Source organism: Dictyobacter sp. Z7_2 (assembly GCF_057551105.1).
In genome coordinates, this window is record NZ_BAAJPE010000002.1 from 1,317,062 (window position 1) to 1,335,973 (window position 18,912).

General features: G+C 48.9%; 14 protein-coding genes. 7 read left to right on the forward strand and 7 right to left on the reverse strand.

Annotated elements, in window-relative coordinates:
* The first annotated feature begins 363 nt into the window (after nucleotides 1-363).
* Nucleotides 364-1,221 (forward strand): ABC transporter ATP-binding protein, encoded by an 858-nt coding sequence (locus tag AC27N8_RS18915; RefSeq protein WP_487068948.1) that lies wholly within the window; start codon nucleotides 364-366, stop codon nucleotides 1,219-1,221.
* A 17-nt stretch (nucleotides 1,222-1,238) separates the two neighbouring features.
* On the forward strand, nucleotides 1,239-2,945 hold the full coding sequence (locus AC27N8_RS18920) for an ABC transporter permease (protein ID WP_487068949.1): 1,707 nt from the start codon (nucleotides 1,239-1,241) through the stop codon (nucleotides 2,943-2,945).
* 75 nt (nucleotides 2,946-3,020) lie between these two features.
* Here the strand turns inward: AC27N8_RS18920 and AC27N8_RS18925 are convergent, their stop codons facing one another.
* The 3 genes from AC27N8_RS18925 to AC27N8_RS18935 all read right to left on the reverse strand — a co-directional run bounded on the left by AC27N8_RS18925 (nucleotide 3,021) and on the right by AC27N8_RS18935 (nucleotide 7,451).
* Nucleotides 3,021-4,304 (reverse strand): hypothetical protein, encoded by a 1,284-nt coding sequence (locus AC27N8_RS18925; protein ID WP_487068950.1) that lies wholly within the window; start codon nucleotides 4,302-4,304, stop codon nucleotides 3,021-3,023.
* 24 nt (nucleotides 4,305-4,328) lie between these two features.
* On the reverse strand, nucleotides 4,329-5,363 hold the full coding sequence (locus tag AC27N8_RS18930) for a WD40/YVTN/BNR-like repeat-containing protein (RefSeq protein WP_487068951.1): 1,035 nt from the start codon (nucleotides 5,361-5,363) through the stop codon (nucleotides 4,329-4,331).
* A gap of 105 nt (nucleotides 5,364-5,468) precedes the next feature.
* Complete coding sequence (locus AC27N8_RS18935) at nucleotides 5,469-7,451, reverse strand: copper resistance protein CopC (RefSeq protein WP_487068952.1); 1,983 nt, start codon at nucleotides 7,449-7,451, stop codon at nucleotides 5,469-5,471.
* 175 nt (nucleotides 7,452-7,626) lie between these two features.
* Between AC27N8_RS18935 and rnc the strand changes: the two genes are divergently transcribed.
* The 4 genes from rnc to meaB are packed head-to-tail and all read left to right on the forward strand — an operon-like array spanning nucleotide 7,627 to nucleotide 11,464.
* Complete coding sequence (gene rnc, locus AC27N8_RS18940; protein ID WP_487068953.1) at nucleotides 7,627-8,367, forward strand: ribonuclease III; 741 nt, start codon at nucleotides 7,627-7,629, stop codon at nucleotides 8,365-8,367.
* Entirely contained in the window at nucleotides 8,351-10,057 is a 1,707-nt protein-coding gene (locus AC27N8_RS18945) for an N-6 DNA methylase family protein (RefSeq protein ID WP_487068954.1), read from the forward strand. The genes rnc and AC27N8_RS18945 overlap by 17 nt, the downstream gene beginning before the upstream one ends.
* Nucleotides 10,050-10,478 (forward strand): cobalamin B12-binding domain-containing protein, encoded by a 429-nt coding sequence (locus AC27N8_RS18950; protein WP_487068955.1) that lies wholly within the window; start codon nucleotides 10,050-10,052, stop codon nucleotides 10,476-10,478. Before AC27N8_RS18945 ends, AC27N8_RS18950 begins: the two co-directional genes overlap by 8 nt.
* A gap of 8 nt (nucleotides 10,479-10,486) precedes the next feature.
* Nucleotides 10,487-11,464, forward strand: coding sequence for a methylmalonyl Co-A mutase-associated GTPase MeaB (gene meaB, locus AC27N8_RS18955; RefSeq protein WP_487068956.1), 978 nt, complete (start codon nucleotides 10,487-10,489; stop codon nucleotides 11,462-11,464).
* A 39-nt stretch (nucleotides 11,465-11,503) separates the two neighbouring features.
* Here meaB and AC27N8_RS18960 read toward each other — a convergent pair whose 3' ends face one another.
* Nucleotides 11,504-12,058, reverse strand: a complete 555-nt coding sequence (locus AC27N8_RS18960) for a Clp protease N-terminal domain-containing protein (RefSeq protein ID WP_487068957.1) — start codon at nucleotides 12,056-12,058, stop codon at nucleotides 11,504-11,506.
* A gap of 216 nt (nucleotides 12,059-12,274) precedes the next feature.
* Between AC27N8_RS18960 and AC27N8_RS18965 the strand changes: the two genes are divergently transcribed.
* The gene (locus tag AC27N8_RS18965) at nucleotides 12,275-13,687 is read left to right on the forward strand and encodes a DEAD/DEAH box helicase (RefSeq protein ID WP_487068958.1); all 1,413 of its coding nucleotides are present in this window, start codon (nucleotides 12,275-12,277) and stop codon (nucleotides 13,685-13,687) included.
* 124 nt (nucleotides 13,688-13,811) lie between these two features.
* On the opposite strand, the gene dnaJ is transcribed toward AC27N8_RS18965, so the two are convergent.
* The 3 genes from dnaJ to hrcA form a co-directional block, all read right to left on the reverse strand.
* On the reverse strand, nucleotides 13,812-14,957 hold the full coding sequence (dnaJ, locus tag AC27N8_RS18970) for a molecular chaperone DnaJ (protein ID WP_487068959.1): 1,146 nt from the start codon (nucleotides 14,955-14,957) through the stop codon (nucleotides 13,812-13,814).
* Nucleotides 14,958-15,399: 442 nt separating this feature from the next.
* Nucleotides 15,400-17,310 carry a molecular chaperone DnaK gene (dnaK, locus tag AC27N8_RS18975; RefSeq protein WP_487068960.1) on the reverse strand — a complete coding sequence of 637 codons (1,911 nt, stop codon included), beginning with the start codon at nucleotides 17,308-17,310 and terminating at the stop codon, nucleotides 15,400-15,402.
* 37 nt (nucleotides 17,311-17,347) lie between these two features.
* On the reverse strand, nucleotides 17,348-18,457 hold the full coding sequence (gene hrcA, locus AC27N8_RS18980; protein ID WP_487068961.1) for a heat-inducible transcriptional repressor HrcA: 1,110 nt from the start codon (nucleotides 18,455-18,457) through the stop codon (nucleotides 17,348-17,350).
* Between the last annotated feature and the right edge of the window lie 455 nt (nucleotides 18,458-18,912).

Sequence of the window (18,912 nt, forward strand, 5' to 3'; positions counted from 1 at the left end):
TTTTACACAGGCCTGTCATGATTCAGTAAGAAAACATCTACTCCCTGCTTAAATGTCAGAGAATAGATGTTTTTTTTTCTCATTTCCACTGACATAATTTATTAACCCAACAGAGCGCAGCTTTTGGTAATATCGTATAATCATTAAGCAGGACGGTCTCAGCAACGTTTTGCTTGTTCGATACTTTTGCATTCCCAATCGGCACAAGCCACAAAGATGATTTAGGTTTTGATTTATAGATACTGAGGGCGTCTATATACATATCGCATACCACGCCACTGAAATGTTACTTTGCGATGACATCTATAGCAAATAGCTATAGTATCAGAGATAAAAATGTTAGTGTAAAGGATAATGAGGATAATGACATCACCTGAACCAACCTCAGCCGCAAATTCTACTCCAGAGGCGAGCTATCATAATCCACTGCCAGCAGAAAAACCTCCGACATACGCAGTCGTGACACGTAATCTTGTTCAGCAATTTGATCAAAAATTGGCCGTCAACAATCTCAATTTAGCCGTCCAGGCGGGGGAATTTTTTGGCTTCTTAGGACCCAATGGTGCAGGTAAATCGACAACCATCAAAATGATGGTTGGACTCTTACGACCAAGCGCGGGAAATGTCTGGGTCGGAGGCATCGATGTCTGGCAAGATCCTTTGAAAGCACGCGCATTAATGGGAGTCCTGCCTGAATATCTCAATCTCTACGAACGCCTATCTGGACGAGAATTTATCACCTTCTCTGGTCATATGTATGGAGTAGCCGACCGAGACATACGTAAGCGCACGGAAGAACTTTTGCAAGTCCTGGATCTTATCAATGATGCAGATAAATTAATTGTAGATTATTCGGTTGGTATGCGCAAAAAAGTTGCGCTGGCGGCAGCGATTATTCACAGACCACAGGTACTCTTTCTGGATGAGCCATTCGAGGGTATTGATCCAGTCAGTTCACGGGTCATCCGCGATATTCTCCAGGACTTAACGCGCAGTGGTACAACAATCTTCTTCTCATCACATATTATGGAAGTGGTAGAACGCCTCTGCACGCGTGTTGGCATCATCAATCAAGGAGTACTTGTTGCAGAAGGAAGCCTCCAAGAGCTACGCGAGCGAGCCAGCGGCAACGGTGGAGATAAAGATGCAACCCTGGAAGACATCTTTCTCAACGTCATCGGTGTGCGCACCGAGAATCACAATTTGAGTTGGCTTGAATAGTAGCATCGGAGAGAAGTATGACTATCAATCGAGATAAAATCCGCTGGCTCTTCTGGTTGCGCTGGAAGATGTTTATACGAGGATTTAGCAATCACGGTACTGCACAAACAACACGTATTATTGGCGCAAGCTTCCTGTTCGTCGTAGTAATTGGCGTGGCCTGCGTACTGGGAGTAGCAGCTTATTTAGCTGGTCGTTTTGCACCAGAGCCTCTCAATATAGTGGTATTATTCCTCATTCTTACTGGCATTTTTGTGCTCTGGATTGTGCTACCCTTGATGGAATTTTCCACGAATGAGGGGTTAGATGTCTCAAAGCTAGCACTCTTCCCTTTGTCACGTGCAGAGTTGATGCTAAGCCTGGTCATCTCAACACTATTGGATATCCCCACTCTGGGCTTGATCATCGTGTTAGGAGCTATCGTTGCAGCCTGGGCAAAATCGATTCCGCTGGGCTTGCTAACATTCCTCGCCGTCATTATATTCTATGTACAACTCATCGCCGTGAGTCAACTTATCCTAGCCCTCTTACAAAGGGTGTTGCAAAGTCGACGCTTCCGCGACGTCAGTGTGATACTTGTGGTCCTTTTATCATCCAGTGGCTATATATGCCAGCTTGTCGCACGGGCAGTAATCACTCAGAACACCATCAGCGGCCTGATGAACGCCGCCGTTGTTTCTTACCTACAGTGGCTACCACCAGGAATGGCAGCGCGCTCCATCCAGCAGGCAGCCAATGGCAATTGGCTGCAAAGTTTCGTCTGGTTACTGGCACTCGCTTTGCTCGACCTGTGCTTTTTGTTTCTCTGGCAATTGATCGTTGAGCGTGGTCTGACACAAGCCGAGAGTGGTCGCCCGGTCAAAGCCAAAAACGAGCGCAAGGCCGCTGTTGAGCACGCAGAAACTGAGCACACAGCATCCAATACATTTATAAAGCGCCTGCTACCAGGTCCAGTCAGAGCGATAGTCATCAAGGAACTCAGATACTTCTGGCGTGATCCACAAATCAAAGCAGTCTTTATCCAATCAACGCTATCCATACTGTTTCTCATCATCTACTTTAGCTTTACAACCTTCAGCGCAACTGGGATTAGTAGTGGTCAGGGATTATCATCCTTTAGTCCCTGGATTGTCCCTATCTCTCCGATATTCATCCTCTTCACGCTCTACTCGCTGGCCTATAACTCACTTGGCTTTGAAAGGCAAAGCATCACGACTCTCTTCCTGTTTCCAATTGATCCCAGATACATCCTCTGGGGCAAAAATATCGCTGTAATGCTATTTGGTATCGTAGAGATAGTCATTTTTGTGCTCGTAGCATCGTTCATTACACATCAATGGCAATATACTGGGCCTACACTGGCTATTGGCCTGGCCGGTCTGGGAATTATATTGGGGATTGGAAACTTTACAACCGTCTTTATGCCACAAAAAATGCGTCTGGCGCGTCGCGGCTTCCAGACAAGGGCCAGCACATCAACAGAAAGCGGCTGCCTGCGTTGGGCACTATCCATGGCAGCCACATTGACTATGCTCGTCTTTCTCCTTCCAGTCGTAGCAGCGATCTTTGTACCAATCGTGTTGCATCTGCAATGGATATGGATACTGAGTCTTCCGCTCTCTATCCTCTATGGAGCCATCTTCTATGCGATTGTCACTAATCTTGTCGCGCCCCGCATAGTAGCAAAGGCACCAGAAATTGCCGGCATCATCTCAAAAGAATAAGCACGCAAGAAAATACATCAAAGGGTGTGCCCATAGATAGATGCACACCCTTTTCGCTTCATCATAAACAGCTAATCATTCATCCAGCGGCTTTTGATCCAATCGGGGAACAAGCTTTTGTGAATGAACCTTGTGTTCTATCATCTCATCAGAGAATCCATCCCTATCACTCTCTACACCAGCAGCTTGCGGGTCATCTACAGCCTCAACAGCAAGCTTACGAGCCCTGGCATGCCGGCGAAAAAGTACAAAGGGGATAATGAGAAGTATCACTACGATCAGATATCCAGCGACGTTGGCAAACGTTCCCCAGAAGTTTGCTTGAGCAGGCGTGGTCCCAAATGTAGGAGGATACACTCCCGTAATGATAAATTGTGGCGTCCCCCCTGTATGGATGGTTGTTGAGATCTGCTGGCCCGGGATATCATACATAACCACATTACCATCACTTAACGCAAAAAATCCCAACTGGCCATCACTGGTAATGGCCACCGAACGCGGGGCCGTACTCAATTTAATGACACGTGCGGGCTCTTTCGGCACCTTGTAGCCCGCGTTGACGGGATTCAGTACCAATATCTGTTTATTGGCACTGTCAGGTACATAGACGACACCTGTGGTTTCATCAAAATCCATCGGACCATAAGAGCCGCCTGTAATCAGCGGTGTGATTTTATGAGAGGTAATATCGATGGATATAATTGACCCTTGATCCGTTGTGGCATAGACATTGCCACCGGCCGGAATTGTAAGATAACGTGGTCCCTGCGGAACGGCAACAGTACCCAGATGCTTACCATTCACATCATCATAGATCGAGATAGATTTTTCATTAGAAACCCAGAGCTGTTCGCCTGTCTTTCCCGCCACCGTAAAGCCAACAATGGCATAAGCCAGCCCATAGACTGGTCCTGTACTGACAATTTTCTGCTTGATAGTACAATTTGTGGCATCAACCACGGTAATTGTTGAACTTTGGGCTCCAGCTACATAAAGTAGATTGACATTCGGATCAAATAGGAGCCGATCAGGCTCTCCTGGCATGGCAGCCGTACACACGACATCGCCTGTCTTTGCCGCCAGAATCGACATACTATGGAGTTGCGGCTGCGTTACATAGAGAAAGCGACCATCTTGACTTAACGCAACGGTATGCGGATCGCCTGAAACCTTAATTGTCCCTGTCACTTTTTGCTGCTGCACATCAACAACGGACACACCTCCTGGAGCCCCAGCCACATAGGCCAAATTAGGAGCTCCTCCATCGGCTTGAGCCTGCTGAGGAAGTACGAGCAATGTGCACATTGGCAGCAATAGTACAGCTATAAGAAAAACACCTTTACTTGTATGCTGACGCATGAAAAAACTAGCCTCTATTTCTCTCTAAGCTTTTGGTGTTAACGAAGACCATGACTCGTTCTGTGAATCATATATTTCCACTCCCGATGGATACGACAATGACAAGAAAAGGAGTGACGGTGTTTGTGGATCAGGAACCAGATTCTCTAGATTTCCCTGGAGAGAGGGTAGCGCCTTCCAGGTAGTTCCACCATTCACGCTCTTATAAATTAAACGCCCCGTCTTACCATAGACAGTCTCTGTCTGACCAGGAACAGCAGTTAAAGCGCTATAGTGATCGTTAGCATCGACCAGAGTGAAACTCTGACCTGCATTGTGCGAAACGAAAATCCCCTGGTCGCCAGACGCATACACAGTGTTACTAGAACCGCTAACACTCATGTTATAGACCGCAGCACTAAAACTATTGATAACCTGCCAATGGACGCCTCCATCGCTGCTACGAGCCACTCCATCATTGCTATAGACCAACATCTGACCAGGTTTACCAGGCAAGGGCAGAATGCCAAGGATACGTCCAAACGGCAACGTTCCTGGCGAGGTGAAATGTACTCCCCCATCCTGACTCACAAGCAAACCCTGCCCTGCTTTCGTTGGAACGTAAGCATAGACTTCATTTTCAGAACGGTTACCCGCAACGACAGTATACATCTTACCTGTCTTAGTCGCTGGCGAGGTGAATTTCCAGGTTACTCCGCCATCTACGCTGGTATAGAGTCCGATACCACCTGTCTGTGTGGAGAGAGAATGCTCAGCCAGCACATAGATATGTTGCGGATTCAGCACGCTACTAGAGAGTGAAGAGACCATCATATTGCCCATAGTGGTATTAGGCCCTACCCAACTTTTGCCGTTATTGGTTGAGTGATAGAGACCATAATGGGTTGCCAGGAGGAGATTCTGCTTTGGCAAGGCCAGCATTGCGTGCACATGATTGGCCGCAGTGCCAAACCCATTCACATTTTGCGCCACTGGTGTTTGAGACTGACTGGAACTCGTGGGCGAGCTACAAGCACTCAAACACAAAAGAGCACAACCTAATAACGACCAAATCGGCATACGTAACCTATGCCTGGCATTACATAGTGCGTATATTCTCCTCAAGCTTGTACGCATTAGCGCTACTTTATAAATATCATGCATTGATTTTCTACACCCTCACTATTAAAATGGTGTATCTACTACAGCGGTTCCCTCATGGAGAGTCCCCTGCAATGTACGCACCTCAACACGGAATTGCCAATGTCCACCCATATTCAAATCGACTTCTAAACGAAAATGTCCCTTACCATCTGGCTGTAAATTCCAGGCATCGGTCCCCATATCCATATCCAGCATCGTGGTATACACCGAAACACCCACCTGAGTATCAGGCTTGCCTTTACTATCAAGGACGCTCACGGTACAAATATTCGATCCAAAGCGATTGGGAGAGATAGTCAAATCCAGCGTAAACTGCTTATCTTTTGTTTGCAGAGTTGTATGATACGGTTTTACAGTGGCACTCGGCTGTGTCGTTGTCTGATTAGCCGACGCAGGTAGTAATGTACCGGCAAAGACATTCATCAGCCCGGTACATAGTAATACGGCTAAACCCAGCACCGGTTCCCAACGCAGAATGGTAGTCAACAGATGCGTTTGTCGCTCTACTTTTTCTTCCAGCCTTTTCACCTCAGGGGCCGATGATAAAAGAGGCTTAGGCTGGCCTGGTTGCGGAGTGTCATCACTATACTGAATTATCATCTCTTCTTCGTCATCATCGGTGCCATGTAAGGCGGCCCGATACTGACCTGAGACGATTTTTAAACGAGGTCGAAGCCAGAACACATGTATAACGCTGGTTACAAGCAAAGCGATGACGAGAATGACTTTTAGTAATAATGATCGGCCATATGCAGTAGTTATCAACTGCATAAATGAGTCCATATGCATAACCGCATTCACTGGACCTGTTACAGACATGATAATGACACCGGCAATCGCAAGTGGAGAAAAGCGTGCCAGTGCAGCAAGCAAGATCCGGGGCCGTTCTTCAAGCTGGCAATTGCGCAGGATAGGTAGATAGACTGCCGAGATATAAAACATACCGCCAACCCAGAGCGAAGCAGCCAACAGATGCAACCAATCCGCTAAGACGGCCCAGACCTGTACATTATTGCTTACGGCAGAAGCGTGACCAGATAATACCACCGCAATCAACAGGGCTAGCGAAAGAATCAAATTGCACCAGGATAAAATGCCATCGGCCATACGGCTACGCTGGCGCTTCATGAACGCGTAGATAGCTAAAACAAGTGCAATTAAGACTACTACGATACGCATCATCCAGTACGTGCCAAATTGGCTCCCAGAAATGAGCCCTTGCAAGGTTGATGGAGCGAGCGCCTGCGTCCATTCTCCATTTGAGAGCACTAACCCTTGTCCAATCAATACGCCAACGTTCGCCACCAGTAATACTAGCAGCACCGGGAGGGCAAAAATACGTTCGAAGCGCCGTAAAGCCCATTGGTCAGCCTGATTTTGTTCCGGCTTACCCTTATCATCCAATTGCAAGACAAATGAATACCAGAGCTGCGCACCTACCCAAAATACAACACCGAGATCAACCAGGGTAATCATGATAAGGCTGAATAATGTTGGGCCATCCAATTGACCACTCGCAGCCCCTGTGGAGGTTGACCCTCCAAGCACACCCGTGCCAGGAGCCGTGCCACCGCTCAGTTGAGGGACCGTGCCATTGGCATCTGCGACACTGAAACGTAGAGAACCACGCAGCACATGGCCATCGTCCGCCGATTGAGACCGCCAGATCACAACATACACACCAGGTGGCAGATTCGGCTGCAAAGAAACAACCATTTCTGTAGTATTGCCAGCGATTACATGTGCATTATTTGCATCTACTCGTTTATTCGCTGCATTTACCACGTCAGCCGAACTAAAGGTCGGGTTCAAGTTCTCGGTGAACCACATACTTACTTGCGTAGGGGCACTCGTAAGCACAGCATCCTTGGCCGGATCAGATTTAAGCAAGATCGCATGCGCTTCTGCTGGTAGAGCTACTATCAAAATAAGGCAGAGAGCCAGGGGAAGAGCCGCCAGATACAACACGCGCTGAGAAACCAAAAAGCTGCGTACATATCGCATAGAACATAACCTATCTTTATGAACTTTATGTAAATTTACTATTTCAGAGACCTTCAATAAGCACATAAAGCTCGTGACCAGTATCTGATTTGACAAGATAACATCCTCTACCACTATTATAACGCAATTTTTCCAGCCATAATCTCTCTCCAAAACTATGCTATAATAAGGATATATGAACGACTCAGAGAGAGCAGCCAACCTGAATGATTTGGAAACAGTGCTTCAGGTTACATTTCATGACCGTACACTTTTACGACGGGCAATCACACACCACTCTTGTTGCCCGGATACGGCTGTGCACGACTCCTATGACACGCTTGAATTCCTGGGTGATGCTATCATCAGTGCTCATGTGGTTGAATACATCTACCGAACCCATCCTGATGCATCGGAGGGCGAAATGACTGCGTTAAAATCTGAGGTCGTAAGCCGTCGCGTCCTCGCTCAGGTCGGACAAAATCTCGGACTCTTCCCCTTTATCTGTGTCGACATCGCCAATCTACGCACCTTCAATGATCGCTCACGCGATTCTCTGTGCGCTGATGTACTTGAAGCAATCGTGGGAGCCATTCATATCGATCAAGGCACCGAGGCTGCGCAGGTCTTTGTCACGCGGACAGTGTTTCCGATGGTTGAAATGGTCAGCACTCACACCCTCGACACTAATCCCAAGGGACGTTTACAAAAAATCATCTTGCAGCGTACAGGCACTTTACCGCGTTATCGCGTACTTGAGCAGAGTGGTCGTCATAACGACCGTGTCTTTCTTGTTGGTGTCTTCGAAAATGAGCAGATCTTAGGAACAGGAAGGGCATCAAGCATTAAAGAGGCTGGTCGCTTAGCCGCGCGGGAGGCACTACAGTTGCTACAAAAAAAAGATAGACGCGCTCCAGCTAATGACACAACAACATGATCTTCTGCAGTGGTATGAGAGCAATCTACCAACACGAGAGCGTAAGTTGCGTGGACATTTTTCAACCCCACCCTTTCTCGTCGATCAAATTCTAGATGCCTGCGGCTACACGTCGGAACGGAACATCTCGCATCTTCGTGTGCTCGATCCTGCCTGTGGCAGCGGCAATTTCCTGGCCGGAGCAACACGTCGTCTGCTCGCCTATGGAGAGCAGAACACTCTTTCGAGTCAAAAAGTGGCCAGATCTATCCAACGCAACATCTGGGGCTTCGATCCTGACCCAATCGCCTGCATGTTAGCAGAACTTCAGCTCCACTCAACCTTCGCCACAACCCATCCACATGGGAAATCGCTCCAACGGCTCCATATCCATCAAGCTGATGGGCTGGCCTTTCCCTGGGAGCCAGGCGGAAACATCGATCTCTTTCTGGCGAATCCGCCCTATCTGGCTTCAAAAAATAACGATCTAAGTGGTTACCGCTCCACCCATCAACGCGGACAATCTGACAGCTACCTGCTCTTTTTAAACCTGGCGCTCCAGATCGTCCGTCCGCGAGGCTGGATTGGACTGGTCTTGCCCGATTCCATGCTTGCCCGCGCCAATGCTACACGCGAAAGAGAACGACTGCTGACTGAGACAACGATTCATCATATCTGGCACCTGGCTGATGTCTTTACAGCTTATGTAGGTGCCGTTGTAATTATCGCTCAGAAAAAGCCTCCGCATAAACGGCACGTCATTTCCTGGCACAGATCACGTTGGACAGAAAATCAAGAACTCAAAAAAGCCATCCATAGCAGTCCAAACATGGATAACCACATCGCACAAACTCTACTGATGAAGCAGCCCGGCGCTGAATTACGCTATTTACTCAGTACAGTTAAAGAGACACTCATCGAATATGTACATAACCAGTTAAACAGCACTCAGATACATAATCCAGCAGCTCGCACACTCGCATCTTTGGGAGAATGTATCATCATCAGGCGTGGCGAAGAATTAAGCAAAAGTAGTCACCTCCTCATCGAGGAGATCGTACCTGGCCTGTCCACGCAAAAACAGCCCTATTGGTATCCGATCCTTCGCGGCGGCATAGACATTCATCCATATGAAATACCCAGAGGGAGCGGCTGGATTGCCCGGGATAATATTATGAAGCCTCTTGAACGCTATCTCAAGCCTAAAATCCTCCTGATTAAAAGTGCGGGCCAGCTCCGCGCAACTCTGGATCTACAGGGACACATTGTGCTTCAGACACTCTATATTCTGCAATTAAATGAACGTTCCATCTGGAAACTCAATAGCCCGGGTCCAAAATTTACGCTCGAAGATGAACTCTATTTTTTCCTGGCACTGCTCAACTCGAGGGTACTGCAAGAATATATCTACGTACTCCATACAGCATACAAATGGGTACAGCCACAAATAGAACAATACGTCTTATCCCAGCTGCCCATACCAATCAACACAGCGTATACTGCAAAGGAGAGAATTATCAGCCGGGCACGACTGCTGATGCACGCTTGCAGTCCATCAGCGCCTGATGTAGAATTGAAAGCACGCCAGAACGAGCTGTACGAAGAACAGGAGCAGGCAATTTACGCGCTTTATGAAGCAGCGCTCCAGCACAGACATCGTAACAAGAGTTCTCACGATGACGTGAGTCAAGGAGTGAGTTTGTATGGTTGAAATCCAGAGTACGCGTCCAATCCGTGTCTTAGTCGCGAAGCCGGGACTCGACGGACACGATCGTGGGGCCAAAGTGATTGCCCGAGCATTGCGCGATGCCGGCATGGAAGTAATCTATACAGGCATTCGTCAGACACCAGAGATGATCGTTGAAGCTGCCATCCAGGAAGACGTCGACGCCATCTTAATCAGTATCCTTTCTGGAGCGCATATGACGCTCTTCCCCAAGATCGTCGCGCTCCTCAAGCAAAACGACGTCGATGATGTCCTGATCGCAGCCGGAGGCATCCTCCCGGATGAGGACATTCCAGCCATCGAGAAGATGGGCATCAAAGGCTGCTTTGGTCCAGGCACATCGATGGAAGAGATCATCACATTTGTACGAACAAATATCCAGGCCGAACGCCTGACCGAGATATAGGTAGCACCGTGGATAACATCGTTGAACGGCTCCTCAATGGCGATCGTCGTGCACTGGCACGTATGGTAACTCTGATTGAAAATGAACTTCCCCAGGCTCATCGTTACCTGGCAGAACTCTATCAGCATGATGGTCAGGCCCACATCATCGGCATCACCGGCTCGCCCGGAGCCGGCAAAAGTACGTTAGTGACACGTATGGTTCGCGAGCTGCGCAAACGCGATGCAAAAGTAGGAGTAATCGCCATTGATCCCTCCAGTCCATTCACCGGCGGAGCCATCCTTGGGGACCGTATTCGCATGATGGAGCTCGCAGGCGATCCCAATGTCTTCATACGCAGCATGGCCAGTCGCGGACATCTAGGAGGCCTCTCAACGTCAACCAGAGACGTCGTACGCGCCATGGATGCCGCTGGCTATGATCCAATCATCATCGAAACGGTCGGCACCGGACAAGCTGAAGTCGACGTCATGCGTACCGCTCAGACAGTCCTGGTCACCGTCGCACCGGGCATGGGTGACGACATCCAGGCCATCAAAGCGGGCATCCTGGAGATCGCAGACATCTTTGTCGTCAGCAAAGCCGACAAGCCCGGCGCTGATCAGACCGCTGCTGAGCTTACCGCCCTGCTGAGCTTTGATTCCAGACTGCGAAAAGCTCAGCAACCAGACTGGACCATTCCCGTACGTAAAACATCATCATTCAAAGAACAGGGCATCCCAGAACTCATTGACACCATCCATGCACATTACCTCTTTCTGCAAGAGAGCGGAACCCTGATCCAACGAGCACAACAGCAATTCAAAAGCGAGATCCAGCAACTCGTAATGCAAACAGTCTCCCGAGCATTGCAACACGAGTTGGATACGACTGAATGGACCACTCGCATCGAAGAGGTGGCAAAGCATGAACGTGATCCGTATAGCGTGGCTCGTGACCTGCAAGCGCAGATAGGTCTGCGCCCAGGCCCGCCAACCACAGAGTAAACAGGATCATTGTATCCACAGCAAAACCACTTTACAAAACTACCTTCCAACAGATCGCTGTCTGGATAACACATAAGCAAGCACCGCAAGTACCAGCACCCCTGCACCTACCAGAGAAATTTGCACACGGCGTCTCTGATCTCGTTGAGGAGTAATATCAATCAAATTTAACACCGACTGATAGAGATCATCTAAATCAAGACCCTGCTTCATTAAAACTCCAGCTCCTACGCCGTCACCTTCCCGCAATAATCCCAGGAGGAGATGTTCGGTGCCTATATAACCATGTCCTATCTCCTGAGCGGTCTTGCCAGCGAGGGAAAAAGCTTTTTTTAGATGTTCTGTAGGTATACCAGATCCCTCTCCCTCTAGCTCCGGACGGCGACTAATCATACGCTTGACATAAAGACGTGTCAGAGGAAGAGTCAAACCTTGTTCTGTGAGCAGTTTGGCAGCCAATCCCCCATCTTCTCTGAGCAGTCCGAGCAATAAATGTTCGGTTCCCAAATAAGGCGCGTCAAGGCGTTGGGACTCTTTTGCAGCCAGGATAATAGCGTGCTTGGCACGTTGAGTCCATTTTCTTCTCTTTTCCATGTGATTACTCCTGCTGGATGATGCATAAAATTTTCGTGTACTTTATTCATACAATCAAGGTCTATTCATACATGTATACAGCATTCTCACATCAAAAGGTTCCCGAAGATCTAATAATTGACAACCGGAAACAGAATCTGTACAATGCTCACTGGATACATCGATACAAATTTCCACGTGCCAGTGTCTGTGCTGATGGGAGTTAGGAGTTGCGGTTTGACGACGACAATTATTGATCACCGAGGTCGCGATCTCGCTATTATTCCACCTGATACTCTGGATAAAGCATCGCGCATTGAACTTCTCAGGACCCTTTTCGGCACTCATCTCTCCTCCGACATCACAGATAAGATGAAATTGGATGCTCGTGCGCATTTTTTGCGGACACTCCCCATTCACTTTAGCGAGGTCAAACTGGCTTTGCAGCAGGAGCATACTCCCTTTGAGGTCGCATTCGAGGAGCGACCAGCTTTGCCATTCAAGACGGAACTAGCACTGGAAGCGCGTCCCTATCAGCAGGAAGCCTTAGCGGCGTGGCAAACGGCTCACAATAGCGGAGTTGTGGTCTTACCCACAGGAGCCGGGAAAACGTTCGTGGCGGCCACAGCCATCCACGCCACGCAGGTCTGGACACTGGCGGTTGTCCCCACAATCGATCTCTTACAGCAATGGCGTGTGGCGCTGGCAGCTGCGCTCTCTGTGCCCTCTGAGGAGATTGGGATGTTCGGAGGCGGCGAGAAAGAACTCAAACCGATCACGATTATTACCTACGACTCGGCAGCGCTTTATCCTCGTGAATTGCAAAAGTTTGGCTTGCTCATCTTCGACGAATGTCATCATTTGCCTGCGCCAACCTATCGACTCATCGCAGAAAGTGCCTTTACACCCTATCGTCTGGGACTCAGCGCCACACCCGAGCGCAGCGATATGGCACATATTGAGTTAGAGGAGCTGATTGGACCGGAGGTCTATCGCCGTTCACCGTCGGAACTCACCGAAGGACGTTTCTTAGCACAGTATCGTGAGCAGCAGATCAACATCGCTCTGGGTCCAGAAGAGCAGGAACGCTACACGGAACAAAGACGCCTCTATCGCTCATTCCTCCAGCGTCGACGCATTATCATCCGCAGTCCAGAGGATTTTCAGCAGAAGATTATCTATATGAGCGCACGCGATCCCGAAGCACGCGAGGCGATGCTGGCCTGGCGCGAAGCACGCAATATCGCCATGAACGCGCCCGCCAAATATACCGAGATCGAGCGCCTCCTATTGGAGCATCACAACGATCAGACCATCATCTTCTCAGAATATAACTACGTCGTCGACGAAATCAGTCGCCGCTTCTGCATACCCAGCATCACCTATAAAACGCCCACAGAAGAGCGCCGTACCATCCTGGAACGTTTTCGTAGCGGCGACTATACGAAGCTCGCCACGGGACGTGTGCTCAATGAAGGAGTTGATGTGCCCGATTGTCGCGTAGCAATTATTGTCAGTGGGAACAGCACGAAACGCGAATACATCCAACGCCTGGGACGCATCTTGCGACCAAAGGAAGGGCACGCCTTACTCTATGAGCTGATCAGTACCGATACTACAGAGGAAGGCATCTCCAAACGTCGACGCTAGCACGAGGCAATCATGCGTCAAATCTGGCCCAATGCCTCTCCTCCACGCACAAAACAAAGGGAGGGTGAGTAGCCTGATAAGCAATCACCAGGCTACTCACCCTCCCTTATTGGCTGACTACAGCCTACTGGAAAACATCCTTCGTTTTTTCGAAGAGGTCACGAAAAATGTTTTTACCATTTTGTTCATTTTGTTCTTGTTCGATACGCGCAAATTCTTCGAGCAGGTGACGCTGCTCAGCCGTTATATTGGTAGGTGTCACCACCTTCACAATCACATGCTGATCGCCACGAGCGCTACTGTGCACAACAGGCACGCCCATGCCTTTGAGACGGAATGAGCGGCTACTCTGTGTCCCGGCAGGGATCTTCAGGGTAGTTGTCTTCCCATCCACGATAGGCACCTCTACCTCATCTCCTAGAGTCGCCTGCGTGAAGCTGATCGGTAGCTCGTAGATGATGTCATTGCCCTGACGTTTGAAGAACTCATGGGACTTCACTGTCAATACGACATAGAGGTTTCCCGGAGTGCCACCACGAGCGCTTACTTCGCCTTCACCCGTGACACGAACGTTGATACCGTCATCAACTCCAGCTGGAATATTTACTACAACGCGGCGATTGTTGCGGACGCGGCCCTGACCACGACACTTTTCACAAGGAGTCGTAATGATCCGGCCCTCACCGCGACAGCGCTCACACATTGTGACATTGACAAATTGACCAAAGATCGATTGTTGGACACGCCGAATCTCGCCCGAACCCTGACAAGCTGGACAACGCTGGGTCGATGTTCCTGGCTGAGCACCGTTACCACGGCACGTCGAGCAGGTCTCCCAGCGAGGAAGTTCGATCTCTTTTTGGCAACCGAACACCGCTTCTTCGAAGGTAATCGTCAATTCATAGCGTAAGTCAGCCCCACGTTGAGGGCCTGAACGGCGTTGTGTGCCACCAGAAGAGCCGGAGAAGAACGTCTCAAAAATGTCATTGAGGTTGTTAAACCCACCGAAATCGAAGCCCTGAGCGCCTGCACCTGCACCCGCGCCTACTCCTGCATGACCATAACGATCATAGGCAGAACGCTTCTGCTGATCACTTAAGATTTCATAAGCTTCATTGATTTCGATAAAGCGGGTCTCCGCTCCCTGCTCTTTATTTGCGTCAGGGTGATATTGCTTAGCCAGTCGACGGAAAGCTTTTTTAATCTCATCGTCGGTCGCATTGCGCGATACCCCCAGCACCTCATAATAATCTCTTTTGTTTGCGGCCATCTGCTGGTCCTTTACCCTCAGAAACAGGGCGCGAACGTATCCGCGCTACTGGATGAAAAACACATATCTACTCTATAAGACGTATACTGTATTGCATTCATTGAGTGCAGAGCACCATTCTTCATTGAAATAGATCGAATATAATTTGCCAGCAGGAGCAGATCAACCAAAGGTCGAAAATCAACCACGCCAGTCCCTTTTCTCGCTGCTATTGCACACAATCAGCCGTTCTCTAAGAATACATCATGACACAAAATAGAAGCAATAAGAATAGCCCAAGTAGCAATATTTTCTACTATTGATTCCTTGAGTACCTCTGTCTATCTGTGCTCCAAAAACAAAGGAAGGAGAGGGTAACAAAAATGCTACCCTCTCAGACTGAGGAGGCTGTATGGATTGGTGAAAACGTCGCTCACATCCCAATGAAATCCTCCCTCGTCAACTACATCTCTTTGTATTCGCCCTCGATGGTGTCATCGCCCGTTGGAGGTGTCTGTCCTGCATCAGGTCCAGGCTGACCATCGGCGAACTCTGGTCCACCAGGCTGTCCGGCCTGACCATACATAGCCTGACTGATTTTGAAGAAGGCTTGCTCAAGCTCCTCACGAGAAGACTTGATGCGCTCAACATCATCAGTAGAAAGGGCTGTACGTACGTCTGCGATCTTACCTTCGAGCTCGCTCTTCTGCTCTGGCGAGATCTTATCACCGATCTCGGAGAGGCTCTTCTCAGAGCGATAGGCAGCGCTATCAGCCAGATTGCGCTCTTCAACCTCTTCTTTACGACGTTTGTCCTCGGCAGAATGGGACTCAGCATCGTTGACCATTTTGTCGATCTGGTCTTTGGAGAGACCGCTGGAGGCCATAATCGTGATCTTCTGCTCGCGATTGGTGCCCTTATCCTTAGCGGATACATTTACAATACCATTGGCGTCAATATCGAAGATAACTTCGATCTGAGGAACGCCACGTGGGGCAGGTGGAATACCATCCAGCACAAAGCTACCTAACGAGCGATTATCTTTGGCAAATTCGCGCTCGCCCTGAAGCACGTTGATCTCCACGCTTGGCTGACTATCGCTGGCAGTAGAGAAGACCTGGCTCTTCTGCGTTGGGATTGTGGTATTGCGCTCGATCAAGCGCGTGAAGACACCACCCAATGTCTCAATACCCAGGGACAATGGTGTAACGTCGAGCAAGAGAACGTCTTTGACGTCACCAGTCAAGACACCAGCCTGGATAGCAGCACCAATAGCCACCACTTCGTCCGGATTCACACCACGATTGGGCTCGCGATCGAAGACGCGGCGTACCAGTGTCTGTACAGCGGGCATACGCGTCTGACCACCAACCAGTACGACCTCATCGATGTCGCCAGAGCGAGCACCAGCATCGGAAAGAGCCTTGGTAACAGGAACGCGGGATTTCTCAACCAGATCCTCAACCAATTGCTCCAATTTCGAGCGTGAGAGCGTTACAGCCAGGTGCTTTGGACCACTGGCGTCGGCAGTGATAAAGGGCAGATTAACTTCGGTCTGCATCGAGCTTGATAATTCTTTTTTCGCTTTTTCAGCGGCTTCTTTTAAGCGCTGGAGGGCCATGCGATCCTGACGCAGGTCGATGCCCTGTTCCTTACGGAACTCATCGGCCAACCATGTGATCACGCGCTGGTCGAAGTCATCACCACCAAGGTGTGTGTCACCGTTGGTACTCTTTACCTCAAACACGCCATCGCCGAGCTCAAGGATCGAGATATCGAATGTACCACCACCAAGGTCATATACAGCGATGCGCTCATCTTTTTTCTTGTCCAGACCATAAGCCAGTGAGGCCGCAGTCGGCTCATTGATGATACGCAGTACTTCCAGGCCAGCAATCTTACCACAGTCGCGTGTGGCCTGACGCTGAGCATCGTTAAAGTATGCTGGTACCGTGATGACAGCCTGTGTCACACGCTCGCCCAGATACGCTTCTGCATCGTTTTTCAATTTCTGCAAAATCATTGCGGAGATTTCGGGGGGACTATATTGTTTCCCTTGAACCTCAACCCAGGCATCGCCGTTGCTGGCGCGAACGACACGATAAGGCATCAAGCGTTTGTCGCGATCAACTTCGGGATCATCGAACTTACGGCCCATAAAACGTTTAATTGAATAAACAGTATTTTCTGGATTTGTAATTGCCTGACGCTTTGCAACTTCACCAACCAGGCGCTCACCACTTTTGTTGATAGCCACAATAGACGGCGTTGTGCGTGCACCCTCTGCGTTGGGAATTACTACCGGCTCTCCACCCTCCATTACAGCCACACATGAGTTTGTTGTTCCTAGATCGATTCCAATAACCTTTGGCACAGTTGCCTCCTAAAAAAATCTATATATACTACCTGAGTTAGGACTCATCATATCCATAAACTTCAGCCAATAATTCATCCATCACCTGAGCCATATACCGTACAACGGCAATTGCACGACCATATTGCATCCGCGTCGGACCGATTATCCCTAGCATGCCACCAACTTTACCGTGCTGCCCGTAGCGTGCCAGGACTAAACTAACATCCTTCATTTCATCCCAACGATTTTCCCCTCCAATGATCACCTGTATCCCCTCGGAAGAGGGCAGGTGGGAGGCGAGCACTGGCAGGATGCGCTTCTGATCAATATCGTCCATTACCTTTTGCAGGCGTTTATGTTCAAGCTCTTCAATCATTTTCCGAATACGCTCAGCACGCTCTTCTTCGGGTGCCATCCGTATATCGGAGGGAGTTACAATTGTATGGTCGAGGATATTCACAATATCTTCGCCAAAGAAGACGTTCCCCTGCATATCACCATTTTGCTCCAGGATACGAACAATTCCGTTCGAAATGATCCGCTCCACCGGAGCTGGCTCATATGTCACCAGAAACTCATTGATTTCATCGGCGCTTTTGTTCTGGAATAATGGGTTGAGGCGAGCTGCAATAGCACTCAATTCTTCCTGATGCGCAGGTGTCTCTAAGAGAAGCCGTTGCTGCTGAATCGACCCATCCATTAAAACCAGTACCAGATGAACCGACAAGTCGGTGACCGAGAGTACTTCAAAGTGCTTGAAACGCCCTTCGCTGGAACGAGGTGGTGTCATGACGGCTGCGCTATGCAATAAGCGTGCCATAACTGAGGCTGTGAGTCGCACCCATTGATCCAATTGATCCTGCACCTGATAGAACATGTGACGAATCAATCGTTGCTCATCAAGCTGCAACGCCGATTCTTGCATTAAATGCTCTACGAAGTAGCGATAGCCAAGATCAGTAGGTACACGACCAGCAGAGGTATGTGGCTGGTGAATGAGATCCGCCTCCTCCAATCCAGCCAGTTCGTGTCGCACGGTTGCAGAACTGAATGGAAGAGTATACTTGCGTACCAGGGTCTCCGACGCCACCGGCGTCGCATTATAAATGTATTCTTCGACCAGCGCACGCAAGATCTGCTGTTTGCGTGGGCTCAGAGGTGTCATGTACTTGCTTTCCTCGATTGTCTTGCTGTATCCTCCTGGCATACTGTTTATGGGTATGCACGGATGATACAACATCTGTCAACTACGATTGCTAGCAGTCTCTCGCGGAGACTGCAAATACAGAATAGCACTCTCCGAGGTCGATTGTCAAGACCTTTGGCACAACATCTGGGATATTAAATTTTGATGGAAGAGAGAGAAAGAAAGGATATCATATATTTTCAATGGTTTTATTCGTGAAACAGAAAATGGCCCTCATAACATCTGACATACGTTAGTTCAAAAATAATATTATAGGCGCATTATATAATTAAATATATATTATATTATATTATATTATATAAATACGCAAAAATTACAAAGAGCATACCAAAAAACAAGGTAAATAGCTCTGATGAACTTCTACTTTCAGGGAAAGCCATAGAAGAAACAACGTTATAAAGCGTGACTCCAAC